The organism is Vibrio sp. A11, assembly GCF_013048705.1.
Lineage (GTDB): Bacteria > Pseudomonadota > Gammaproteobacteria > Enterobacterales > Vibrionaceae > Vibrio > Vibrio metschnikovii.
In genome coordinates this window covers 114,510-137,901 of record NZ_VHSI01000003.1, presented here as the reverse complement: position 1 = coordinate 137,901, position 23,392 = coordinate 114,510, and the positions used below count along the sequence as shown (strand labels likewise).

20 protein-coding genes are annotated in these 23,392 nt (G+C 42.9%); 10 read left to right on the top strand and 10 right to left on the bottom strand.

Translation table 11 applies throughout. From position 1 onward, the window contains the following. The first annotated feature begins 346 nt into the window (after positions 1-346). The 4 genes from FKQ60_RS04950 to FKQ60_RS04935 all read left to right on the top strand — a co-directional run bounded on the left by FKQ60_RS04950 (position 347) and on the right by FKQ60_RS04935 (position 4,617). Complete coding sequence (locus FKQ60_RS04950) at positions 347-2,497, top strand: TonB-dependent hemoglobin/transferrin/lactoferrin family receptor (protein WP_170906114.1); 2,151 nt, start codon at positions 347-349, stop codon at positions 2,495-2,497. A gap of 316 nt (positions 2,498-2,813) precedes the next feature. Next, positions 2,814-3,506 carry an energy transducer TonB gene (locus FKQ60_RS04945; RefSeq protein ID WP_170906113.1) on the top strand — a complete coding sequence of 231 codons (693 nt, stop codon included), beginning with the start codon at positions 2,814-2,816 and terminating at the stop codon, positions 3,504-3,506. Then, positions 3,506-4,213: a MotA/TolQ/ExbB proton channel family protein gene (locus tag FKQ60_RS04940; protein ID WP_170904403.1), complete on the top strand. Its 708-nt coding sequence runs from the start codon at positions 3,506-3,508 to the stop codon at positions 4,211-4,213. Before FKQ60_RS04945 ends, FKQ60_RS04940 begins: the two co-directional genes overlap by 1 nt. After that, complete coding sequence (locus FKQ60_RS04935; RefSeq protein WP_110167136.1) at positions 4,210-4,617, top strand: biopolymer transporter ExbD; 408 nt, start codon at positions 4,210-4,212, stop codon at positions 4,615-4,617. The genes FKQ60_RS04940 and FKQ60_RS04935 overlap by 4 nt, the downstream gene beginning before the upstream one ends. Here FKQ60_RS04935 and FKQ60_RS04930 read toward each other — a convergent pair. Continuing rightward, entirely contained in the window at positions 4,614-5,510 is an 897-nt protein-coding gene (locus tag FKQ60_RS04930) for an AraC family transcriptional regulator (protein WP_170904402.1), read from the bottom strand. The genes FKQ60_RS04935 and FKQ60_RS04930 overlap by 4 nt on opposite strands. A 241-nt stretch (positions 5,511-5,751) precedes the next feature. Between FKQ60_RS04930 and FKQ60_RS04925 the strand changes: the two genes are divergently transcribed. Then, the gene (locus FKQ60_RS04925) at positions 5,752-6,963 is read left to right on the top strand and encodes a sugar efflux transporter (RefSeq protein ID WP_170904401.1); all 1,212 of its coding nucleotides are present in this window, start codon (positions 5,752-5,754) and stop codon (positions 6,961-6,963) included. 43 nt (positions 6,964-7,006) lie between these two features. Here the strand turns inward: FKQ60_RS04925 and FKQ60_RS04920 are convergent, their stop codons facing one another. Continuing rightward, positions 7,007-7,996, bottom strand: coding sequence for a rhodanese-related sulfurtransferase (locus tag FKQ60_RS04920; RefSeq protein WP_004396963.1), 990 nt, complete (start codon positions 7,994-7,996; stop codon positions 7,007-7,009). 307 nt (positions 7,997-8,303) lie between these two features. On the opposite strand from FKQ60_RS04920, the gene FKQ60_RS04915 reads away from it, so the two are divergent. Beyond that, positions 8,304-8,750: a DoxX family protein gene (locus tag FKQ60_RS04915; RefSeq protein ID WP_170904400.1), complete on the top strand. Its 447-nt coding sequence runs from the start codon at positions 8,304-8,306 to the stop codon at positions 8,748-8,750. 89 nt (positions 8,751-8,839) lie between these two features. On the opposite strand, the gene FKQ60_RS04910 is transcribed toward FKQ60_RS04915, so the two are convergent. The 4 genes from FKQ60_RS04910 to FKQ60_RS04895 all read right to left on the bottom strand — a co-directional run bounded on the left by FKQ60_RS04910 (position 8,840) and on the right by FKQ60_RS04895 (position 12,589). Continuing rightward, entirely contained in the window at positions 8,840-9,679 is an 840-nt protein-coding gene (locus FKQ60_RS04910; protein ID WP_170906112.1) for a CPBP family intramembrane glutamic endopeptidase, read from the bottom strand. Positions 9,680-10,003: 324 nt separating this feature from the next. Further along, positions 10,004-11,266: a tyrosine--tRNA ligase gene (gene tyrS / locus FKQ60_RS04905; protein ID WP_170906111.1), complete on the bottom strand. Its 1,263-nt coding sequence runs from the start codon at positions 11,264-11,266 to the stop codon at positions 10,004-10,006. 150 nt (positions 11,267-11,416) lie between these two features. Continuing rightward, positions 11,417-12,208, bottom strand: coding sequence for a helix-turn-helix transcriptional regulator (locus FKQ60_RS04900; RefSeq protein WP_170906110.1), 792 nt, complete (start codon positions 12,206-12,208; stop codon positions 11,417-11,419). Between the two features lie 9 nt (positions 12,209-12,217). Further along, positions 12,218-12,589, bottom strand: a complete 372-nt coding sequence (locus FKQ60_RS04895) for a rhodanese-like domain-containing protein (RefSeq protein WP_170906109.1) — start codon at positions 12,587-12,589, stop codon at positions 12,218-12,220. Positions 12,590-12,940: 351 nt separating this feature from the next. On the opposite strand from FKQ60_RS04895, the gene FKQ60_RS04890 reads away from it, so the two are divergent. After that, positions 12,941-13,453: an outer membrane beta-barrel protein gene (locus tag FKQ60_RS04890; RefSeq protein ID WP_170904397.1), complete on the top strand. Its 513-nt coding sequence runs from the start codon at positions 12,941-12,943 to the stop codon at positions 13,451-13,453. Between the two features lie 287 nt (positions 13,454-13,740). On the opposite strand, the gene FKQ60_RS04885 is transcribed toward FKQ60_RS04890, so the two are convergent. Then, positions 13,741-15,282, bottom strand: coding sequence for an EAL domain-containing protein (locus FKQ60_RS04885; RefSeq protein WP_170906108.1), 1,542 nt, complete (start codon positions 15,280-15,282; stop codon positions 13,741-13,743). Between the two features lie 349 nt (positions 15,283-15,631). Here FKQ60_RS04885 and FKQ60_RS04880 point away from each other — a divergent pair, with 349 nt between their 5' ends. After that, complete coding sequence (locus FKQ60_RS04880) at positions 15,632-18,358, top strand: cation-transporting P-type ATPase (protein ID WP_170904395.1); 2,727 nt, start codon at positions 15,632-15,634, stop codon at positions 18,356-18,358. 66 nt (positions 18,359-18,424) lie between these two features. Here the strand turns inward: FKQ60_RS04880 and FKQ60_RS04875 are convergent, their stop codons facing one another. Beyond that, positions 18,425-19,075, bottom strand: coding sequence for an HAD family phosphatase (locus FKQ60_RS04875; RefSeq protein WP_004396972.1), 651 nt, complete (start codon positions 19,073-19,075; stop codon positions 18,425-18,427). A gap of 297 nt (positions 19,076-19,372) precedes the next feature. Here FKQ60_RS04875 and FKQ60_RS04870 point away from each other — a divergent pair, with 297 nt between their 5' ends. After that, a complete protein-coding gene (locus FKQ60_RS04870) occupies positions 19,373-21,112 on the top strand; it encodes a SulP family inorganic anion transporter (protein ID WP_170904446.1) in 1,740 nt (579 codons plus the stop codon). A gap of 38 nt (positions 21,113-21,150) precedes the next feature. Here the strand turns inward: FKQ60_RS04870 and nagB are convergent, their stop codons facing one another. Next, the gene (gene nagB / locus FKQ60_RS04865; protein ID WP_004396974.1) at positions 21,151-21,951 is read right to left on the bottom strand and encodes a glucosamine-6-phosphate deaminase; all 801 of its coding nucleotides are present in this window, start codon (positions 21,949-21,951) and stop codon (positions 21,151-21,153) included. Between the two features lie 407 nt (positions 21,952-22,358). Here nagB and FKQ60_RS04860 point away from each other — a divergent pair, with 407 nt between their 5' ends. Further along, complete coding sequence (locus tag FKQ60_RS04860; RefSeq protein WP_004396975.1) at positions 22,359-22,610, top strand: DUF3081 domain-containing protein; 252 nt, start codon at positions 22,359-22,361, stop codon at positions 22,608-22,610. A gap of 304 nt (positions 22,611-22,914) precedes the next feature. On the opposite strand, the gene FKQ60_RS04855 is transcribed toward FKQ60_RS04860, so the two are convergent. After that, positions 22,915-23,274: a DUF413 domain-containing protein gene (locus tag FKQ60_RS04855; protein WP_004396976.1), complete on the bottom strand. Its 360-nt coding sequence runs from the start codon at positions 23,272-23,274 to the stop codon at positions 22,915-22,917. Between the last annotated feature and the right edge of the window lie 118 nt (positions 23,275-23,392).

The following is a 23,392-nucleotide window of genomic DNA, read 5'->3' as shown; positions in this document are numbered from 1 at the left end:
TTGTCCATCTTTTATGATCAATATCTGGGAACGGTACCATATACATTTTTTTACAAAAGTAAATAAATGTAGGGATTGCAAAGTCAGCGTTTTACTGAGTTGGATTTTTTACTGCGCAGCTTTAATTGTGATATTTATCACGTCTTTTTGATTTTCACTGTATGGGTTAAACGGTAGTTTTTGAATCTAACGTGTTAATAATTATAAGTATATTGAATTTTTTGGTTATTTTTAGCACAATCATAACTTAATTTTAGGTTAATACAAATGATAGTAATTGTTATTCGTATAAAGTAGTATTGCGCACATTGTAAATCTGTTATTGATCAATAAGGTAATCTCTCAGATGTTGACTAAAACGCTACTTTCTACCTCAATATTGCTTGCTCTTTCCCCTGCGGCGTTCGCCGAAAAAACAACTCAGTTTGATGAAGTGGTCGTCTCTGCGACACGGACGGCGCAAAGTAAAAAGGATGTATCAACTTCGATAGAAAGTGTTTCTTCGGCCGATCTTGAAAATATGTTGGCAGATAATTTACAACAAGCTTTTAGCTATACCCCTGGTGTTGAAGCTGAAGCCGAGGGTCGCTTTGGTATCTCAGGATTTACTATTCGTGGCATGTCAGCTAGCCGAGTTAAGATGATGATTGACGGTGTTCAACAGCCTGTTCCATACAATCCAGGGGCAGCAGAACAGCGTAAATATCCGAACACGATTGAGATCGATACTTTACAAGGGATAGAAGTTAATAAAGGCGCTTCATCAACGCTTTATGGTTCTGATGCATTAGGTGGTGTCGTTTTGCTACGTACTAAAAATCCATCTGATATCTTGAGAACTGAAGGGGATGAACAGCGTTTTGGGATTAAATCTGGCTATACCTCGGTTAACGATCAATATAAAACCACATTAACATGGGCAATGCGCCAAGATAAGTTAGAAACGTTGTTGATGGCAACTTACGCTAACGGAAATGAAACTAAAACACATGGCTCAGGTACAGAAGTAGAAGGCCCTGAACGAGGAGCTCAAAATCCCGCTGATTCAGAGCTTGGTAATCTTTTGGCTAAAGCCTTCTATCAAGCTAACGATCATCATCGATTTGGATTAACGGTTGAATATTATAAAAAACAGTACGATGAAGACCGATTAAATTATAACGGATATACCATGGCACCGGGCTTTACCTATTCCGATAACTCAAGTAAAGATACCAACCAGCGTTTGCGTATTGGTCTTGAGCATAAATGGTTGATGGATAAACCGTTTGCTGACTCTATGGATTGGTCACTTAACTTCCAAGATTCAAATTCGTTATCCAAAAACTATGATACTACACAACGCAACGGTCGTCGTTTACGTGAGCGAGAAGCAAGCGATAAATCTATCCAATTTGATGGTCAATTGTCTAAAATTACTGAAATTCACGGTAATCTTCATGAGTTCACTTATGGGGCCAGCTATCTTAACAATGACTTTGATCTAAAAAATACCGATTATAGTTTAGACTCTGGGACTTCACGTCCAGGAAGCACGGGTGTACCAGACGCTACGATTAATCAGTGGGGAATATTCTTACAAGATCAAGCCTACTTTATGCAAGATCGCCTAATTGTAACCGGCGGTTTGCGATACGATAATTTTAAGGCTAAGCCGGACGTCGACTCGGGATTTTCGAAGGCTTATGAAGCAAGCAAAAACAGCGCATTCACCGCTAAACTAGGTTCTGTTTATCACATTAATCCTCATTTATCGGTATTTGGACAAATCAGCCAAGGATTTAAAGCACCTACGGTTTATGATCTTTATTATTTCTATAACCAAGGTGCTGTTATTGAAGCTAACCCAAATCTTAAAGCTGAAAAAAGTCTTTCCTATGAGCTCGGGTTCCGTGGGCAAAATAACGCAGCGAATTTTGAATTCACCACATTTTATAATGAATATACAGATTTTATTACTCAAACAAAAACAGGTGAGCAAGGCGGTAAGGACGTTTTTACAAAGCAGAATTTAGATGAAGTCACTATTTATGGTGCCGAATTGAGTTCTCGAATTGAGCTAGATAAAGCTCTAAATATTCCACAAGGTTTTTATACTCGTCTCGCTATCGCTTATGCGGATGGCGAAGATAAGAAAACCGGTGATAGTCTAGACTCCGTTGCACCATTGATTGGTAATATAGGTTTGGGATTAGAGCGAGAGCAATATGGCGCATTATTGAATGTTAAAATGGTAGCGAGCAAAACTAACTGGCAGCTAGCAACTAATGTCGATGCGTCGGGATATACTCTTGTAGATTTAACGGCATACTATAAACCGATGCAAGATATAACTATTCGCGCAGGTTTGTTTAATGCGTTCGATAAAAAATATTGGTTATATAATGATTTAATTGGACGAGATTCAAGCTCATCGGCTCATGGTAGTGCATTCAATATCGACAGTAAATCACAGCCAGGTCGAAACTGGGGGATTAACGTCGATTATCAATTCTAATTTTTATTAGCGACATAACTAGGTCAGCTGCTGACCTAGTTATGCTCAATATTTTGAATTCAAGTTTAACGCTAAAAGTCGTTCCGATATGATCGTTTCAGAAGAGAATGGACTTATCCGATCACAAAAAACATTCATCTGGCATATCTCAATCTAAACTCTTATTCATTGAAATATAAGGTTTTACTGCAATTTTCATCTCTTCTTCTCAAATAGCCACATTTTGTAAATGATAATGCAATTGATAATTGATATTGTTTAGTCGTTGAGTAATAATCTCCCCATTAAGGCGCTTAGTTTTGATTTGGAGCACGACGTGAATTTCCCCAGATATTGTGTTGCGGCGACACTTTCACTTGCCATTCATGGAACCCTGCTGTTGATGGATGATGAAGCCAAAGTTTTTGCTATGCCAGCTGGGAATCAATCGACCTCGGTATCGCTCAACTTTGTTGCTCAGCCTCAAACCCTAAGTCATGAACAGCCGGTGTCATCGCCAGCTGAACCTAAAAAGCAGGGCAAGCCGAATACGCCTAAGCCAGAGCAGAAAAAGTCTCAAGAAGCGAAAAAGGTAGTAAAGCCGGATAAGCCCTCTCCTGTGACTCAACCATTGGCGAAAAAAACAGCGCCGCCATCATCGTTAGTCAAGGAAGAATCGACCAATCAGTGGCAAGAGAATAAGGAGTCTGCTCCAGCGCCCAGTCGTAGTGGGGTAACCAATCAACCTACGCTTGTGGAAACGCCCTCATTTCTTTCGCGCCCAACACCGCCTCACTATCCAAGGCTGGCTCAAAAGCGCGGTATTGAGGGGGTGGCGTTATATGAAGTATGGCTTGATGAACATGGCCGACAAATTAAGCAAATTTTACTCTCTTCATCGGGGGCTCAATTGCTCGATCAGTCGGCGCTGAATGCGATTAAACAATGGCAATTTTCACCTTACACGGTGAATGGGCAAACCATGGCTCACCGTGTGCAAATCCCTGTACGTTTTAAATTGGAAGGATAATGGAACTACTGACTCAACTTGAGCAAGAGCTTGGCCTGATGGCTTGGCCGCTATTTTTATGCTCTCTTTTCGCGACGATGATTATCGTTGAACGTCTAATCCAAGTGTTATTTACCCTTGGGGCTAGTCGAGGCTCGATTGGTGCGGCGCTGAATCAAATTTCCCCAATGCACAGCGATCAAATTGAAGCGCTAGCCGAGGAGTTATCGACTAAGCGGTCACTGCTTTACAAAGGGGTCGCGATGCTGTTGGCTCATCACGATTTTTCTAAAGGACTGCGTGAAGATACGGCGGGTATTTGGCTTCAAGATAAGCGCCATCAGCTTCATTCCGGACTACGATTATTATCCCTCATTGGTGCGATCAGTCCATTACTGGGTTTATTAGGTACGGTACTCGGATTAATTGAAATGTTTAAAGGTGTCGCGCTTTCGTCTGGCAATATTACACCGAATGATCTCGCCGATGGATTAGGGATTGCGATGCGCACGACGGCAGCAGGTTTATTGATTGCCGTCCCTGCGATTACCGCGGCTCAATTACTTGGTGCATGGGCAGATAGAGTCATGGCGAAACTTGAGCATACTTTAAACTATGTCAATTTATGGCTTGAAGGGGTATCGCTACAGCATGACTGCACTACTAAAAATGGACGTTGTAGCCATGCTAATCATGTCGTTGAAAAAACAGCGGTCAATCCATCATGATTAAAACGCCGCCAACGACAGAATCATCACTGATGCCAGATTTAACGCCATTATTGGATATTATCTTTATTGTCATGGTCTTTCTGCTACTGACCGCAGCGGTTAAGTTTACGTCATTAGACGTGTCTTTACCGAGCACCGATTCACCTGTGGTCAGTGAAATCAATACCCAATCCATTACGGTGAATATTTTGGCTCAACAGCCGTATTGGGCAATCGATGGTACCACTTATGTTGCTTGGCAAGATTTTACAGAGGCGTTATTAAAGCGCAGTAAAGCCAGCGCAAAACCGATTGTGATTGCTGCGGATAAAACCGCTCAAGTACAGAATTTGGTCAAATTACTGGCATTTTTACAAGATAATGGCATTGCAGCGACACAGCTTTTGACTGATGACGATTAACGTAGAGTTTGAAACTGATTGCGAAACGTTTTTGGTGTCATTGCTTTAATCGCTTTAAATTGGCGATTAAAATTGGATAGATTACTAAAGCCAGTTTTCTCAGCAACCAGAGCAATGGGAAGCGAAGAACTGGCTAGCAGCTCACAGGCTTTACCGATGCGAAACTGTTTAAGATGTTCAGAAAAGCTCATCGAGTAGTGTTTTTCAAATAAGCGATAGGTTGAGCTTTCACTCATATGCAGTACACGGCATAAATCAGTGATTTTTATTGGGTCAGCGAAATGAGATTCGATATAGCGTTTGGCAAGGTGGACTTTTTTGTGTGCTTCACTGTTGGCACTTAATTGCGATAGTCGGTAGCTAGAGGCTGATAAACGCTGAGCATCTTGATCTTCCGCCATGATCAATAACGACTCTACAATTCGTAGCGCCTGATAAGAACTGGCTAACTTTTCAATATCACTCAACTGGTTAGCAATAGCCTGAGCCGTTGCGTGGCTCAGTTTTAAGCCGTAGGCTGAACCTTCAAGTAAACGTTGAATAGACTGTGTCGGTGGTAAGATAGCTTGAATTTTATCAATCCATTCTGGTTTAAACCATACAATCGTTGAGTGCAGTGCTTGCGCTTGTTTGTGGTGTAGGCGCCCAGTGATCATATGAGGCAAGCCGGGGCCATATAATAATAAGGTGTGATCGTCCACGGTACCGCTAGCATCCCCTGCAAAATAGTTTCCCTGAAAGTTTTGGTTCGGGTTGTGATAGAGCACCAATTCATATTCCGTATGATAATGCCACGGGCAAGAAAACTCTTCCGTATCCGCTTGGCAGTGATAATGACGGATAACCCAGTCATGGTTTAGGCTCTGCAGTACATTTTCAATCAAAGGGCGCATAGCTGTTCTCCATCTATTGGCTCTGATCATAAAGGCTTAGCCTTTTCTGTCAAATGATGTATTTATTTTGACGGTTTAGTATTAAAAGTGGCAGGAATAACATCATTTATCTTATCAGGATTGATTACACTAGCGGCGTGTTCTCCTACAACTTAAAGCGGCAGCGCCAAGCAACTTGGGAACATGGTAATTTTTATTTGTGACTCGTATCGGGTTACCTCCTGCCATTGGATAGCATGACATGTATCAAGATAAAACCGCCTTATTGTTTATCATGACCGCCTTAGTGACGGGATTATGTGGAGCTTTTTTTTACCCATTATCGAGTCTATTTATTGTTGAAGCGCTCGGTGCTTCGCCGATGATGCTGAGTCTATATATGGTGATGGCGGTTGTGAGTTCCGTGGTGGTGTCGCAGTGGTTAGCCAAACAATCGGATCGGCACTGGCAACGCAAAGTAATTTTATTGGTAGCACTTGGCTGCTATTTGATCACTGTAGTTAGCTTTACCCTCATTCGTAGTTATTGGTTAGCGATTGTTGTGGTGACCTTATTTGGTAGTGTAAGTGGTGCGTCGTTTGGTCAACTGTTTGCCCTCGGACGGGAATACGCAGATCGCCATGTGGCAGATAAAACCACCTTTCTTGCCACGATGCGCGCAGGGATTGCGATTGCTTGGGTGTTTGGCCCTCCTTTGGCATTTATGCTCAAAGCCAGTTTTGGTTTTAATGCGGCGTTCAGTGTTTCTGCTGTGATTGTGACGATTGCTATTGTGCTGATTGCTAAATATTTACCGAAAGGTGTTGAAAAAGCGTCAGCCTCAGATCCTGCTGCCGCGTTATCATTACCCAAGCAAGGGGCGGTAAAGCGGCTTATCATTTTATATTGTATGACGATGGTGTTTACCTTTGCAGCGAATAATTTATACATTACCAGCATGCCTTTGTATCTTTCACAAGAGTTGCTCGTTCCCGCTCATTGGTTAGGCTTACTGTTTGGGATGGCAGCGTTATGTGAAATACCAATCATGTTGCTGGCGGGGAAATTAGCGCAGCGTTTTGGTACGACTCAACTTCTGTGCGCGGGTATAATGAGTGGCATGGCATTTTATTTGATTATGCTAACCAATACGACCTTCACCACTTTATTATTAGCGCAAATCCTCAATGGCTTTTTTATCGGTGTCTGTGCGACTTTAGGCATGGTGGTGTTGCAGGATATGATGCCTGATCGTTTGGGGACAGCTTCCACACTGTTTTCCAGTATTCTTAGTATTAGCTCATTAGTGGCGAGTGTAGCGTTGGGTGTCGTGGGTGAGCTGTTCAACTATTTCAGTACGCTGTATGTCTCGCTGATTGGCGCTGTGGCGGCATTAATCTTGCTCAGAGTTTTTATATGGTTAGCCGCAAAGCACGAGCAGCGCGCTAGCGTTACTTCTAACGCGCTGAGCTAGCCTTAATGAAGGTAATCATTAAGGCTAAAGCTTGAATGGCAGATTAACGAGGTTTTTTTTGGTTACGTTGCTGGGCTTTACGGGCTAACTTTTCAGCTCGTTTTTGTTCGATAATCTGCGCGGTATCGCTGCCAATGTGCGCTTCACCTCTTTGTTTGGCTAACTGCACTTGTTTTTCTCTTTCACGAAAGCGTGCCAGTTGTTCTTCGCTATGAGTGCCAAAGCATTGTGGACAACTAACCCCTTGTTCAAACTGTTCACTTTGCTTATCTTGTTCGGTAATCGGTAACCGGCAGGCATTACAGATTTGGTAATCACTTTCTTGTAATCCATGACCAACCGCGACGCGGCCATCGAAGACATAACAATCACCTTGCCATAAGCTCTCTTGCTCTGGCACTTCCTCTAAGTATTTTAAAATGCCACCTTCGAGGTGATAAACCTCTTCAAATCCTTGTTCTTTAAGATAAGCGGTGGATTTTTCACAGCGAATGCCGCCGGTACAAAACATCGCTACTTTTTTATGTTTCTCAGGATCGAGGTTTTGTTTTACATAGTCGGGAAACTCACGGAAAGTTTCGGTATGTGGATTTTGAGCATGCTTAAAGGTGCCAATTTGGATCTCATAATCGTTACGAGTATCGACGACCAGCACTTCAGGATCGGAAATCAGCGCATTCCATTCTTTCGGCTTAACATAAGTGCCAACCACATGACGAGGATTAATACCTTCAACTCCCATCGTCACGATTTCTTTTTTGAGTTTGACCTTGCTGCGCTGAAAGGGCTGCTCTGAAGCCAAAGATTCTTTATAAACGGTTCCTTTGAGGCAAGGCTCTGTATCCAGCCAAGCAATTAAAGCATCAATGCCTTCTCGTGATGAGGCAACCGTGCCGTTAATCCCTTCGCTAGCGAGTAATAATGTACCGCGGATATGATGCTTTTCCATTAGCTCAAGCAGTGGAGCTTGCAGCGTTTGGTAATGGTTAAGCTCGACAAACTTGTACAGAGCACAGACAACATAGTGACTCATTGGGGACCTTTTAAAAACCGTATAAAGAGTTGGCGCGTAGTATAGCGAAGCATGGCTTGTACAAACACGGATAGTTTATAGGGGTATAAGCGGTACTTTCGGATAAAAATCGTGACAATTGAATGGAGGTTGTGTGGACTGAGATGAGCAGCATTGGCTCAATATTCATCTTGTTCAGAAATTTCGTATGTTATTGTCAGTTTATATGGGTTTCCATCACAATTTTTTTCTCTAAACTAAGCACTATCTTAGGAAAGACAATAATTCTTTGTCTAAATTGAATCGTTAAATTTATTGAGGAAAAGACATGAAATCACTCATTACCAAGCTGGTTGAATCAAAATCTGGTTACAGTACACTGGCTTTACGTATCCCGATTGGGATTGTTTTTATGGCACACGGCGCACAAAAGTTATTCGGCTGGTTTGGTGGTTATGGACTAGAGGGAACCGGACAATGGATGGCATCGATCGGTTTAGGCCCGGGTATGTTGATGGCATTTCTGGCCGGCAGTGGTGAGTTTTTTGGTGGTTTAGCCATTTTACTGGGTATTTTGACTCGTCCTGCTGCAGCGGTACTCTCTGTAACTATGTTAGTGGCTATTTTTGCGGTTCATTTTGAGCATGGTTTATTCATGTCGAATGGTGGTTACGAATTTGCATTAGCTTTATTGGCGGCCAGCGTGTCGTTAATGATGTCTGGTGCGGGGAAATTGAGTATCGATCAGTTTATTTCTCAACGTCTGCGTGGCTAAGTCAGTGTATCAGCCTCAAGGCTGGTAATGAGTATCGAGATTGATAAAATGCCGACTTTGTACAAGTGCGGCATTTTTTGTTGTTTAGTTTATATCGAGGTTTTAAGTGCGACTGGGTAAGTGAAGAAAATAAGATGGATAAAATTAAATAAGAAGTGCAATAGCACGGCAACCCACAAACGACCACTGCAATAATAGATCGCACCATAAAGAGCACCAGCTAAGGTGGCAAATAGTACTAAAGTGACGCCTCCAGCTAGGTGGGCTAAGCCAAATAGACTACTCGCAATAATAATACCTAAACAAAACCCCCACTTATCCGTTATTTTTTGTTGCAAATAGCCGCGGAAGAACGCTTCTTCTGTAACGCAGGTCAACAACGCATTATTAAGAGCAAATAACCACCACCATGTAGGGAGCGTTAACTCTGGTTTAATCGCACCGAATCCCCAAGCAAGCAATAACAAACTAAATAATGGTAGTGAAAGTAAAACCACTTGCCGCCAAGGAATGCGCTGCTGATGACCTAATAGGGTAGGATAAGCCAGCAGAAGGGCAAAGAAGATCATCGGTTTATCGAGATTAAGATAGAGATTGAAAGGGACACTATTCGGTCCCGCCAGTACCCCATCTAAGACTTTAGGGTTTTCAAATCCTGGGATAATGTGTAACAACAATAAGCCGCACCAAACGAGCAAAGTACACTGTGCGACGGTTTGCCAACGCTTGGCGAGCGATGGCGTGTAATACGCGAGTATCAGCCCTAGTGAAACATACAAAAACGCGAGACTAGAGAGGCGTTCTGTGAACCATGCCCCAACCAGTGAGAGAGCGAGTAACGAGAAGGTGAGTAAAAGACGTTTTTGAAAGCCCACGATTACGGCCAGCAACAAGGGTATCCAAATCCATAAAGAGGGATGAATTAGCATAAAAATATTCTTAACGTGTGGTTTATTATTGAATGTTTATAGGGTCTGTTGACCCTTTGCGATTAAAACGTTTTTAGCTGAACCCTTCGGGCTGCGTTTATGGTTCCTTTCTACGGCGTTATCGGTTTCTCAGGTAGAATAACTACATTTCTCTGCTTTGTATAAAGAAGCCACAAATTGCTGAAAAATCAGCTCAAAAGGTCAGCGGACCCTAAGTATAGAGAATGATTAGCTATCATCATATTCTACCAGTGAGCTGAGGTTTATTGGGTCGGTTGAGGTTTTAAGGCACCATGATTATGGTGCCTATTTACACTGTAAAACTTAATTGAGTTTGACCAAAGCAAACTGTTTCTTACCACGTTGAATGACATAATAGCGATCAAACAAGGCAAATTGACTACTGAGCTGTTCTTGCTCCACACGCTCACCATTAATACGAATCGCACTATTGGCTAACCACTCGCGGGCTTGACGTTTTGAGCTAGCTAAGTGAGTAACCAACATCAACTCAATTAGGCTATCCGTATTATCCGCCTGATAACAAGGCAGCCCATCGAGTTCCAACTGCTGCAACTCAGCTAAACTCAGTTGGTTCATCTCACCACGAAATAGCGCCTGAGTGATGCGCTGCGCGCTTAATAAGCCTTCTTCACCGTGTACAAAGCGAGTTAACTGTTCAGCTAACACTTGTTGCGCTTGTGGCTTACCCGTACTGGCTTTGTCTTGTTGCTCAATGGTTTCAATGTCGGACAGTGACAAAAAGGTGTAGTAGCGTAGGAAGCGATACACATCAGCGTCATCGGTATTGAGCCAAAATTGATAAAAGGCATAAGGTGAGGTTTTGTTACTATCGAGCCAGATAGCCCCACTCTCTGTTTTACCAAACTTAGTGCCATCTGATTTAGTGATCAAAGGTAGGGTTAAACCATGAACCACTTGATTATTAAGCCGGCGGGTAAGGTCGATTCCGCTCACAATATTACCCCATTGATCATTACCGCCAATTTGCAATCTGCATTGATATTGTTGATTCAAATGGGCGAAATCAAATGACTGTAGCAAGGAATAGCTAAATTCAGTAAACGAGATCCCCTGATCTGGACGGCTTAACCGTTGCTTGACCGATTCACGGTTGATCATCGTATTGACGGAGAAGTGCTTACCAATATCACGGAAAAAGTCGATCACATTGATTTTTGTAATCCAATCGGCGTTGTTGACACAAAGAAGTGGCTGAGTCATATGTGGTGTCATCACCTGATCAATTTGCTGAGCTAAATCATTGACCCATTGCTGTACGGTGGTTGATGGGTTCAATGTTCGCTCCGCGGCTTTAAAGCTGGGGTCACCAATCATCCCCGTTGCACCACCAATCAGAGCAATGGCGGTATGTCCTGCATCTTGAAAGCGCTTCAACATTAATAAAGGGACTAAGTGACCAATATGTAAGCTGCCAGCAGTGGGGTCGAAGCCGCAGTAAAGTGTTTGTGGACGGTTCAAGAGCTCGCTGAGCTCGTCGATAGCAGTACTTTGTGCTATTAAGCCTCGTTGGGCTAATTCATGTAGAAAATGTGCTGAGTTCATACGGCCTTTCATCTTTTATAGACTGGATTTGGCCAGAATACGGATAAAACCCATCAGAGACGATGTCCCTAAAGGGATAGATAGGGCAATTTTGTGGATGAGGGGAAATAATCGCTCACGTAAAGCTGATAGGGCGCGTTAACTCTGCTGTCAATAGCCTTTGGTGATCAAATGGTTTAAAAATAATTGGAATAATTCACTTAATGATGAGATTTGCAATTGCTGGTAAATACGTTTGCGGTGGTTTTTTACCGTCCCGTGACTAATGCTAAGCTGCGCGGCGATTTCTTGGGAATCGAGTCCTTGAACCAATAACGTAGTGATTTGCTGTTCACGAGGAGTCAGACAATCGGTGGCAAAATCAGCGATAGCTGCTGCTACCCAGTGGCGTAAATCATGCTCTGATTGACTGTTTTCTGCCAGAAATAATGCTTGTGTGCCCCAATGTTGGCGGCATAACGCCTGCAAAACCGTAAAACTCTGCTTTAAGCCATTAATTTGTTGTTGTGAAATAGGTTGATCGGTTTGTAGCATGCCTAAGTAGATAACAATCCAGCGATTATCCTCCAGATCGACGGCAATACAAACTTCATCTTGCCAACCGGTTTTTTGATAAAAATCGGTATGATAATTTTCCTGCAATGGATTGACGGGCTTAAACTCGCTACGTTGTAAAACACCAGTTTGTTGTTGCTCAACGATCGCGACGTAAAAGGGATCATATCGATACGAATGGGTTAAATAGTGCTGAAATAGCAATTGACGTTGTGAGGGTAGTGAATCATAAAGATAAATCGGATGCTTATCTTGGCGATAGCCTAGGATCACGGCGCAGTCAAAAGTGACAAAGCGCTTAAGCAGTTGGATAAACTGGGCGGTAAACTGGGGTGTTTTTAACGCGGCGATGGCCTCGCCAAGCGTTTGATATTCTTGAGTCTTCATACTATAGAATCAATCTCTATTTGGCAGGGATTGGCGCATCTCATCCAGTCCACCAGCATCATAGATACGAGTAAAACCTTGTCTAATTAAGCGTTGTTTGGCGATATTAGAGCGGTTACCGGTGCGACAATAAAGCACGATAGGTTGGTCTTTGGCAAATTGGGTTAAGCCAGAGTTCATCATTTCACTCAGTGGGATGTGCTGAGCGGAGTCAAGATGCCCTTGCATAAATTCTTGTTCAGTTCGAACATCAATCAACACTGCGCCTTCAGCGATCATGGACCAAGCAATTTCAGCGCGTGGTGAAGCGACTGTGCTTCCAGATAAGAGAACGCTGATAAATAGAGCTATTCTGATCAAGCGTAAAATGTAGCGTCGCATCGTGTTCTCCAATCAAAATGATAAATTGAGTGTTCAATCACTCTGTTTGGTTATGGGCATTTTCTAGCATTTGATGCCGTCAATACCTATATAAGATAAATGGGTTCGTTATTTCAATCATTTCTCAACAGTATGCCTATTTTACACTTTTTATTCCATATGGCTTGATTAGCTATAACTCCAAGTGGTTTAGCTATGAGGGTGCAGTAAGATGATGTGACTGGATTTTGCTATGTACATGGCGATTTTGTGGCTTAGCTCTCCCCCGTGATAAAAAGGGCTAAGTTTTTTAGTCGATTAGCCGTTACACTAGAAAGACTTTTCGCTCTAGAGACAGATAAGGACATACTCATGAAAAAGTACTTTCCAACCTTAAGCTTAGCGGCTTTATTGTTGGCTGCTGCTGCCCCCGTTTATGCTCAATCTACCCCTTTTAATATGACGGCCAGTGCTGGTCCTACGCAAGTGTCTTATGGCGGGCAAAGTGCAACGGGTTATCAATGGCAAGTTCGAGGCTCCTACCGTTTGACGCCATTTAGTTCGGTTAACTTAGGCTATGGCGAAACGAACGCCGATTTAAAAGATAAAGAAGGTGATAAACACGCTTATAAAGCTTATACCGTCCCGCTAACTATGACGCTGCGTCACCCTATCCAGATAGGTGATGTTTATTTACGAGCGGGTGGTCAATACTACAATCGGACTTATAAAGACGTTGAAAGTGATGGGTTTGGTTTGACTGGAGCCGTAGGAATCAATCTGAATAATATGGACGGTTCGAATTTTTCTCTAGAAATTGGTTATAGCACCCAAGGAAGTGCAGATTCAACCTCAATTACTATCGGGGCTGGGATTGGCTTTTAAGCGTATTGATTGAGCTTGTGATTCACATACTTGCTTCCCATAGCATCATGTCTACCGAGTCGCTAACCTCGACGTCATACTCGCTATACCCAACTACTTGGAGTTGCAGGTAGGCGGCAAGTGAGTAAATCCCCATGAGCATAGAAAAACGATGTGATTGGGGGAAACGAACGTAGCCAACACCGCTGCTGTTTCAAGTAGGAAGGGTATAAACAGCGAGGACTGTCGAGTTTATCTTTTACCAATAAGCCGATTTAGTGATGATAAGTCATCACGGCGAGATATTATCAGTTCACTGTGACTGATTCTTCAGCATCAAGTTTTTTGATTATCGCATCAATCGGCATCGCTCTTGCGTAGACATACCCTTGAATTAAAAACACACCTTGTCGAGCAAGATAATCGACTTGGTTGATGGTCTCTGCGCCTTCTGCGATTAACTCAATATTGACTGCTTTTGCTGAAGCAATAATCGAGTCTAGTACGCTCTTTTTCACATCATCGGTTTCTATCGTATCAACAAACATTTTGTCTATTTTTATGCTACGAATATGCAAATGTTGTAAATAAGAAAAACCCCCATAACCTGTACCGAAGTCATCAATTTTGAACTGATACCCTTTTTCCATCAGTAGAGCGATCTCCTTGCTTGCTGCAGTTAAATCGTTGATAGGAATGCGTTCGGTCAATTCAAACTTTATACGCTCAGATTGAGGCCAATTCAGAGAGCGTAGTAGAGTAGAAAGATGACGCTTTTCAATATGCTCAGCGACCAAATTAATGCTAACCCAATGTGATATTGGTAAATGGTCTAAATCACGTAAGACGATCTTAATGATTTGATTGGTGATTTTAATGATTAATCCTGTACTTTCAGCGGCATAAATAAATAAATCTGGGGCGATTAATTCGTGACCTTTTTGCCAACGCAGAAGTACTTCGTAACCGACAATTTTTTCAGTCCGGCTATCGATGATGGGTTGATAATAGGGAAGAAATTCATTGTCACGAATCCCTTTTTCAATTAAGCCTTCGATTGAATTGCGGTAATTTCGCATAATCCAATAACCGCCCATCAGTAAACCACCGAATAAAAGGCTCAATGGCGTGCCCCAGATCAATAGGTTATGTTGTATATACTGTTTTAGGGCCTGCCCCGCCCAGAGAGCTTGTGTATTGGCGGCTGTAATGCCTTGCACTGACATGTTCAATGAATAAGCATTAGTTTCGTTGAGAATGGCTTCATTGCCTCTTTGAACTAATAATACGAGATGCTCTTGATTGACAAATCGCGCTTCATAATAAAAGCAGCCGGAACAAGGTTGATTGAGCTTGCTTTGTGTCCAACTGCTATCTAAAACCCAAATTGCTGTATTACCTTCTTGAGAAAATTGGATCATTAGTTCACTTTCTGTACCGGCAATGTCTGGTGTTGCCGCGAGAGAAAATACCGCTGCTCCTTTATTATGATTTAGATCACTCAGTGCAGTCCATTCTAATGGATACCCAAGAGTTGAGCACTGTTTCCCTTCATTGGTTGCGATGCCCATAAAACGGATATAACGACTGTAATAGTGGGGATCGCGAATCACTTGCCAGTCATGATCGCCACAGTCAAATTGCAGTTGTTTGATCTGCTGCTGAATCATGGTTTGTAACTCGTTACTACGCAGGGTCAAATAACGTTCGATTTGGGATTTTTTTTGCGTCAATAATAAGTTTGTAGCGTAAGAACTAATCAGTGGAAAAGTGGCAAAATAAATCAAAAGTGGCAGAAGCAACAAAGAGAAAGTGCGTTGTCTTGTGCGATTGACTGGCAAGATTTTCATCCCTAAAACGGTCGTGTGTTTACATTACTTTAGCACTCTTTGTGTTACCCTCAGGTGTTATCTGAACAGATATTGCGAAAATGCTGTCTCACTAATGAGAATATTGTCTATTTAATGAGAGTGAGTTCTTATTATGGTCAAATCAGCATCAGGTGCTTATTGATGTTTATTCACGGAAAAATTTTGAACACTAAGACAATTTTTTGTTGCTATTCTCATAACTTGCTCCACAAACGCTATCTTTATAGGAGCCTGCTTTGGCAGAGTTTGATGCTGTTTCGCATGCACTATAGGTTAAAAATACCAAGCCGTTTGTCTTTATTTAGGGTCATCATTAAAGGAGATGATTATGGAAAAACACTCACCGAACACCGCGACAACGAAAGTCCGCCGCCAAGCCTGGCATAGCCAATCTGAGCAAGATATAGTCCAACAGCTCAATACCAATACAGACAATGGCTTATCATCCCAAGAAATTCAAATTAGACTAGAGCGTGATGGACGAAATGTCATTACTGGTCAGGCCATGATGCCAGCATGGAAACGCTTACTATTACAATTTCATAATCCTTTGATTTACATATTGTTAGTCGCAACGTTAGTCACGACCATCTTGGGTGAATACGTTGATGCTGGGGTCATCTTATTGGTGGTTTTAATCAATGCGTTGATAGGTTTTATGCAAGAAAGTAAAGCCGAGCAAGCGATTAACTCACTCAAGAAGATGCTGTCTTCCAATACAACAGTGATCCGCGATGGTAAAAAACAGTCGGTGGTTACCACGGATCTTGTGTGTGGCGATATTGTCGTTTTAGCATCGGGTGATAAAGTGCCTGCCGATATTCGTCTTTATCAATGCCGAGATTTACAAATTGATGAATCGACCTTAACGGGGGAATCGGTGCCCGTTGAAAAGCAGTTGGGCGAGCTTGAACCAGATACCGTATTAGGCGATCGGCAAAATATGGCTTTTGCAGGCACGTTAGTCACTTATGGTACCGCTCAAGGCATTATTGTCGCCACTGGCGATAACACTCAAACTGGCCAAATCGCGAGCATGATTGCCGGAGCCACCCAGTTAGAAACGCCACTCACTCGGAAAATCCATGTATTTAGCCAATTATTGCTATGGGTCATTTTAGTTTTAGCAGGGGTAACCTTTTTTATCGGGCTTGGTTATGGTTTACCTGCTGCGGATACTTTTATGGCAGCCGTTGCTTTGGCGGTGGCCGCGATTCCGGAAGGTCTTCCTGCGGTGGTTACCATTACGCTAGCGATAGGTGTACGTCGCATGGCAAAACGTAATGCGATTATTCGTAAGCTATCAGCGGTAGAAACGCTTGGGTCGACCAACGTCATTTGCTCAGACAAGACGGGGACTTTGACCGAAAACCAGATGACGGTGCAAAAGCTTTATGCGGGAGGCTCTGCTCTTGAAGTAACAGGCAGTGGTTATGCTCCGCATGGTGAAGTTTCTGATATTTGGAAAGAGAATACGGCTTTTCAACATTTATTACGTGCGGGATTATTAAATAATGATTCGCGGCTGTTGGAAAAAGAAGACCGTTGGTTGGTAGAAGGTGATCCAACGGAGGGGGCACTGATCGCTTGCGGATTAAAAGCGGGATTAGATAATGCGTCTTGCCAGCAAACTTACCGTCGTCTCGATACCATTCCTTTTGAGTCTGACCGTCAATACATGGCAACTTTGCATCGTTTTGATGATCAACACAATTTGATTTACCTCAAAGGTTCGGTAGAACAAATCAGTCGCCGTTGTCGTCAGCAATTGATGTCTGATGGTAGTGTCGTAACACTCGATCACGATAAGCTGGATGAGCAAGTTACTCAATGGGCGAGTCAAGGGTTGAGGGTATTAGCGTTTGCGTTGCAGTGGGTTGATCATCATGAACAAACGTTGCAGCGTTTTAATCAACATGAAGGCGAAGCGAATCTTATTTTTTTAGGCTTGCAAGCGATGATTGACCCCCCTCGTGCCGAAGCAATTGAAGCGATTAAGACCTGTCAAAAAGCGGGTGTTCAAGTCAAGATGATCACCGGCGATCATGCGCTAACAGCGAAAGCGATTGCCTCTCAAATCGGTATCGCCAGTGATACTCACTCTGATTTTGGGGCGGTATTAACGGGTCAACAGTTGAGTGCATTAGATGACGAGCAGTTGATGCGAGCTTGTCGTGAAGTTTCGGTATTCGCTCGAGTGGCACCCGAGCAAAAGTTACAATTGGTTAATGCTTTACAATCTCACCAATTGGTTGTCGCGATGACAGGTGATGGCGTCAATGATGCGCCTGCTTTAAAGCAAGCGGATATTGGTATTGCCATGGGGATCAGCGGTACTGAAGTCGCGAAGGAAGCTTCGGACATGGTACTGACCGATGATAACTTTTCATCGATTGAAGCGGCAGTAGAAGAGGGGCGCAATGTTTTTGATAATTTAATCAAATTTATCACGTGGATTCTGCCAACGAACCTAGGCCAAGGATTAGTGATTATGGTGGCGATTGTCTTTGGATTAACATTGCCAATTTTACCTGTACAGGCACTGTGGCTTAATATGACCACTGCCGTTTTTCTTGGCTTAATGCTGGCTTTTGAACCCAAAGAAGAAGGCATTATGCAACGGCAGCCTCGCGAGTTAAAACAGCCGATTCTCAGCCGAGAAATTGTCGGTCGGATTATTTCGGTCAGTAGCTTATTACTATTGGGGGCGTTTGGGTTATTCCAGTGGTCAGTTGCACAAGGTGCGAGTTTAGAAGAATCGCGCAGTATTGCTGTTACTCTGTTTGTGGTGGTGCAAAGCTTCTTTTTATTAAACTGCCGTCGTTTGAATGGTTCGATTTTTACTATGTCATGGCAGACCAACCCATGGATTGTCGTTGGGATTGCCTCAATGATTTGCGCACAATTGGCATTTTTATATTTGCCGTTCATGAACGTGCTATTTCAAAGTGCGCCAATTTCGGCTAGCTATTGGGTGGTGATGGTCGCTTACGGAATTGCAGTCATGATATTGATTGAGCTTGAAAAAATGCTTTGGCGACGCATGAAACGCTAAAGGTGACGTTAACTAGCCCCCAGAGTGTCGATACACTGAGGGCTTAACGTCTGGCGTCTGCTTGTTTTATGCTTGTAACTCATTGAGGACGTGTTGTAATGATGGCCGAATATGGTGGCCAAGTGCGCGGATACTGTCATTAGGTTCGACGAGATCTGGGATTTGAAACGTATGCATCTTGGCAGCCATGGCCGAGCGAACACCATTATTGGAATCTTCAAATGCCAAACATTGTTGAGGATCTACCGATAGTCGTTGGGCTGCCAAAAGGTAGATTTCAGGATCAGGTTTACCATTGACAACTTCACAACCCGTAGTGAGGGAATCAAAATAGTGATCAAGTTTGGCTAAGCGTAATTTAATGGTAGCGACTTCTTTTTGCGTTGACGTGGCGACAGCAGTAGGAATATTGTGTTGCTTCAGCCATTCCAGTAACTCAATGACCCCTTCTTTGACGGGAATTGGGTGATGTTTAACGACCGCGTCGTAGCCTTTGCGCCATTCTTTGTGCAACCGTGGATAATCAAGATCGGGACCATAGCCTGCTTTTAAACCTTGCTCAATTCCAGCGGCGTTGCAGCCAATCACAGAGAGGTAGACTTCGCGCAGAAAAGGAACACCTACCGTCTGGCATGCTTGTTCAAATACTCTTAAACACACGCGTTCGGTATCAAGCAGTAGGCCATCCATATCAAAAATAGCAGCATTATAATTCATAAAAAACCTTTGGGCAGAGTGAAAGAATGATCATTATCTTTATGTGATAGTAAACGTTGATATCGTCTTATTAATTGAAGTGACGTTATGAACAAATCCAAGTCTATCTCTGTGATTTTTGGTTATATAAATCATCTAATTAGCCGAGATAGTTTATAACACTTGAGTTATGATAGATAACGATCCATTTTTCAGTATCATCGTCAGTCGCTCTAAGCTGAACAACAGCTCTGAGTTATTATTTGGCAATCTTTGGTAGGGTAAACAACATTGAAGTCAATATCAATCAAGCAGTGGATGCCTGGGTTATATCAGCTTAAGCAGTATGAAAAAGTGTGGTTGTTGGATGATGTTCGTGCCGCCTTTTCAGTGGTGGCAGTCGCACTACCTGTCGCGATTGCTTACGCTCAATTGACAGGGGTATCGGCGATTGTTGGCCTTTATTCCTGCGTACTACCGATGATGGTGTATGCGTTGTTTGGTACTTCTCGACAACTAATTGTGGGGCCTGATGCGGCGACGTGCGCGGTAGTGGCCGCTGTAGTTACACCTCTAGCCGCTGGTGATCCGACTAAACACTGGCAGTTGGTCATTACCATGACGGCGATGACCGGTTTTTGGTGCTTAATTGCGAGTCGCTTTCGTTTAGGTCTTTTTGCTGATTTCTTATCTCGCCCTATCTTACTTGGGCTACTCAATGGCGTAGCATTAACCATTATTGTTGGGCAGCTAGGTAAAGTCTTCGGCATTAAATATGAGCAGCGTTATCTATTAGAAAGAATCATTGAAGCTCCCCACCGTTTATTGGATTTACACTGGCAAACGGTGTTGATCAGCGGAATAACGTTACTCGTTTATTGGTTATCGAAACGCTTTCGACCTGCGTGGCCTGCGGCAATGTTAGCCATCGTGGTTGCGGCTATTTTGGTATGGTTCACTAAACTTGATCGTTATGGGGTAAGTGTTGTTGGGGTTATCGAAGGTGGCCTACCGATTTTTCAAGCGCCAGCATTTAATATTGGTATTACTCGAGAACTGGTTGTGCCTGCACTTAACTTAGCTGTAGTGAGTTTTGTGAGTATGATGCTGACTGCGCGCAGTTTTGCGGCGAAAAATGGTTATGATATTAATCCGGATAAAGAGTTTCGAGCGCTTGGTTTAGCAAATTTAGCGTCGGCTTTTTCACAAGGTTTTGCGATTAGTGGGGCGGACTCGCGTACGGCCGTGAACGATGCTAATGGCGGAAAATCGCAATTAGTATCAATCATTGCTGCTGTAGTGATTGGTTTTGTGGCGATTTTTCTTTACCAACCACTGCAATATATTCCGAGTGCGGCATTAGGAGTCGTCTTGATCATTGCTTCAATGTCATTACTGGATCTCAAAGGGGTTTGGGGATTAAGAAAACGCAATCGTGATGCCTTCTATCTCTCGTCGATTACGTTGATCGCGGTGCTGGTCGTAGGGGTAATTCCTGGTATTACGCTTGCCGTCTTATTAGGATTATTCCAATTTTTACGTGTGGTGATGCGCCCGAGCGATCAGTGCTTAGGCTTGGATGAAGACGGTACAATTCGTACCATGGATGAATCCAGTAAAGCGTCTGCCATTCCTGGCCTTTTGTTGTACCGTTTTAATTCACCATTAACTTATTTTAATGCGCCGTACTTTAAAGCGCGTTTATTAGAAAAGATCGATCAAAATCAAGGTGAACTGAGCTGTGTGGTGATTGACGCCGTAGCGAGTTTTACTCATTTGGATTTAAGTGTAATGGCGGTACTGGCTGAAACACAGACGTTACTTAAAAAACGTGGTATTCGTTTAATTCTTGCCGGACGCAAGCGCAGTCTACGCCAATGGTGTGAAGCTGCGGGCGTCCCTGTTGGGGATGGCGGACTGGTGTTGCGTGCGGATATGTACTTGGCGATTAAGTTGACGGGTTGTTATCAACATGCCGTTGAAGAAGGTCAAATACCAACCGTACAGAAAGAACCTAATCCAGACGATCCGCCTAAGCCTATTCCTGAGGTTGCTTAAACAATTAGGCCCGCGATTATGCGGGCCTAAATTTTTGCTTAGAAGCCTTTAATATTTTCAGCTTCTAGCTCAGTAAAGTATTTGACCGTTTTGACCTTAAGTTCTTGAGTCGCGGGAGCATCACAAACAATCACCGCTTTAGGATGCAATTGTAGCGCTGATACGGTCCACATATGATTCACACAACCTTCAACAGCGGCTTGTAAGGCGAGTGCTTTATTGTGTCCGGTTACGAGGATCATCACTTCTTCAGCATCTAACAAGGTACCAACACCAATCGTTAGCGCATATTTAGGTACTTGTGAGATATCACCGTCAAAGAAGCGCGAGTTAGCAATACGAGTATCTTCAGTTAGGGTTTTTATGCGAGTACGTGAAGAGAGTGATGACGCAGGTTCGTTAAAGGCAATATGTCCGTCATTACCCACGCCACCCATAAAGAGATTAATTTTACCGTAAGATTTAATTTTATCTTCGTAGCGTTTGCATTCCAGCTCATGGTCGTCAGTATTGCCGTCTAATAAGTTAATATTTTGCGGCTGAATGTCGATATGGTTGAAGAAATTATTGTACATAAAAGAGTGGTAGGACTCTGGGTGATCTTCAGCAATACCTATGTACTCGTCCATATTAAACGTCACGACATGTTTAAAGCTGACCTCACCAGCTTGATACAACGCAATCAGTGCTTTGTAAGTGGCTAGCGGCGTTCCTCCGGTTGGCAGCCCAAGTACAAAAGGGCGATCGGCAGTCGGTTTGAAAGCATTGATACGTTTTGCAATATGTGCCGCAGCCCACTTACCTACCTGTGCCGCTTGTTGTAATGGAATTAATCTCATCAGTTACCCCTAATTATATTTATTGATCCCCTGCGACTTAAAGCTGTTATGGTGTGAGGTAATGCTCACCCATTTCTCTCAGTGCTACGGATACGGTGCTAATTACATTAATTTTCATTATAAAATAAGTTGTTCGTAACGGCTATGCTTTGGGTCAAACTTTTTTGTTTTAGGGAGATGGATTGCTTTTTATCAGCCAATGAATGCGTTTGTCCTCCACTTACATGAACCGTTTGGGTTAATTTTATTGAATGATAAAAAGGAAAAATTCACAGGGTGAATTAAGTCTCTTCACTTTAGATATTGCTCTAAGCAGAATGGTAATGTGGATATTTAGAGTGAATGAGTGGCAAGAAATCATCCCATTATCCATACTAAATGGGAGAGCACTTAAGGGAGCTACTGCAATGAAAAATGAACTTGAATCAAGCAAAATACTGCACGCTTACGAAAAAGTGATGGAACACGGGACACCGACAGAATTTGGTAAAATTTATGAAGGCATAGAGGCCTTTTCTGATTACGATGGATACACTGTGTATCTGCGAGGCAATGGTGTTGAACTCAAAGTGGGTTTCCATAATACGTATCATTTGGATTATGACCAAGAGCATTTACGCGACAGTTTTCTGAAAAAAATTGCGCTATTGGCTAAATAGATTTCTTTTATCAAGCCACTTTCCGCCTACCTGCAACTCTAAGTCGTTTGGGTATATGATGCGATAATGTGGATAGAATCTGGGAGAGGTAGAGTATTGATGCCTTACTGGCTGTTATTGATATCAAAAACAAAGCCCCGAGCAAAAATAGACTAGGGGCTTTGGGAGAAAGATTCATTGGGTTAAAAAACCAATCACTAATGTAGCGTTTGAGTCATCAAGTGCAAGGCATTGACCATCGAGCTGTGACTTAACACGCACTACGGGCTTAATTTGATGAGCGGTCTGCTATCATTCGTAACGATTAATCTTCTTCAACCAAGCTTGGTTCATCATCAGTATAATCATCGGACGCATCGGGTTTATTACGTCCATTTAGGGTATGGAAGCGTTTACGACCGCGTGATAGACGTACATACTTCATCCAAACTCGCTCGATCTTACTGCTCGCTAGTTCTGGATTGGCTAGTACTTCAACAAAATGTTGTTCTTCAGCGTTTTCTGGGACTAGCTCACCGGATTCAAGGCCAAGCATAGTATCTCCGTAAAGGATCAGCAGTTCTTCTTCACCTAAAGTGAAATCACCAGACTTGGCAAAACCGCGGGGAAATTTTTTGGTATCGTAAAAACGTTTTTTACCGTGACGAAAGACTGTTTCAGACATATCAACCTCGTGTGAATACGCGGAGTACTTAAAGGTATTTTAGGCTCAATGTTCCAGTGATACGGCGTATCTCTGAGGCCATTTAGGTACACCACTACTTAGCTGTGGATTACGGCGA

Excerpts from the sequence above, each read along its gene's own strand:
- FKQ60_RS04950 (WP_170906114.1), top strand. The coding sequence starts at position 347 with ATGTTGACTAAAACGCTACTTTCTACCTCAATATTGCTTGCTCTTTCC.
- FKQ60_RS04940 (WP_170904403.1), top strand. The coding sequence starts at position 3,506 with ATGGAACTACTGACTCAACTTGAGCAAGAGCTTGGCCTGATGGCTTGG.
- FKQ60_RS04935 (WP_110167136.1), top strand. The coding sequence starts at position 4,210 with ATGATTAAAACGCCGCCAACGACAGAATCATCACTGATGCCAGATTTA.
- FKQ60_RS04930 (WP_170904402.1), bottom strand. The coding sequence starts at position 5,510 with ATGCGCCCTTTGATTGAAAATGTACTGCAGAGCCTAAACCATGACTGG.
- FKQ60_RS04925 (WP_170904401.1), top strand. The coding sequence starts at position 5,752 with ATGTATCAAGATAAAACCGCCTTATTGTTTATCATGACCGCCTTAGTG.
- FKQ60_RS04920 (WP_004396963.1), bottom strand. The coding sequence starts at position 7,996 with ATGAGTCACTATGTTGTCTGTGCTCTGTACAAGTTTGTCGAGCTTAAC.
- FKQ60_RS04915 (WP_170904400.1), top strand. The coding sequence starts at position 8,304 with ATGAAATCACTCATTACCAAGCTGGTTGAATCAAAATCTGGTTACAGT.
- FKQ60_RS04910 (WP_170906112.1), bottom strand. The coding sequence starts at position 9,679 with ATGCTAATTCATCCCTCTTTATGGATTTGGATACCCTTGTTGCTGGCC.
- tyrS (WP_170906111.1), bottom strand. The coding sequence starts at position 11,266 with ATGAACTCAGCACATTTTCTACATGAATTAGCCCAACGAGGCTTAATA.
- FKQ60_RS04900 (WP_170906110.1), bottom strand. The coding sequence starts at position 12,208 with ATGAAGACTCAAGAATATCAAACGCTTGGCGAGGCCATCGCCGCGTTA.
- FKQ60_RS04895 (WP_170906109.1), bottom strand. The coding sequence starts at position 12,589 with ATGCGACGCTACATTTTACGCTTGATCAGAATAGCTCTATTTATCAGC.
- FKQ60_RS04890 (WP_170904397.1), top strand. The coding sequence starts at position 12,941 with ATGAAAAAGTACTTTCCAACCTTAAGCTTAGCGGCTTTATTGTTGGCT.
- FKQ60_RS04885 (WP_170906108.1), bottom strand. The coding sequence starts at position 15,282 with ATGAAAATCTTGCCAGTCAATCGCACAAGACAACGCACTTTCTCTTTG.
- FKQ60_RS04880 (WP_170904395.1), top strand. The coding sequence starts at position 15,632 with ATGGAAAAACACTCACCGAACACCGCGACAACGAAAGTCCGCCGCCAA.
- FKQ60_RS04875 (WP_004396972.1), bottom strand. The coding sequence starts at position 19,075 with ATGAATTATAATGCTGCTATTTTTGATATGGATGGCCTACTGCTTGAT.
- FKQ60_RS04870 (WP_170904446.1), top strand. The coding sequence starts at position 19,373 with ATGCCTGGGTTATATCAGCTTAAGCAGTATGAAAAAGTGTGGTTGTTG.
- nagB (WP_004396974.1), bottom strand. The coding sequence starts at position 21,951 with ATGAGATTAATTCCATTACAACAAGCGGCACAGGTAGGTAAGTGGGCT.
- FKQ60_RS04860 (WP_004396975.1), top strand. The coding sequence starts at position 22,359 with ATGAAAAATGAACTTGAATCAAGCAAAATACTGCACGCTTACGAAAAA.
- FKQ60_RS04855 (WP_004396976.1), bottom strand. The coding sequence starts at position 23,274 with ATGTCTGAAACAGTCTTTCGTCACGGTAAAAAACGTTTTTACGATACC.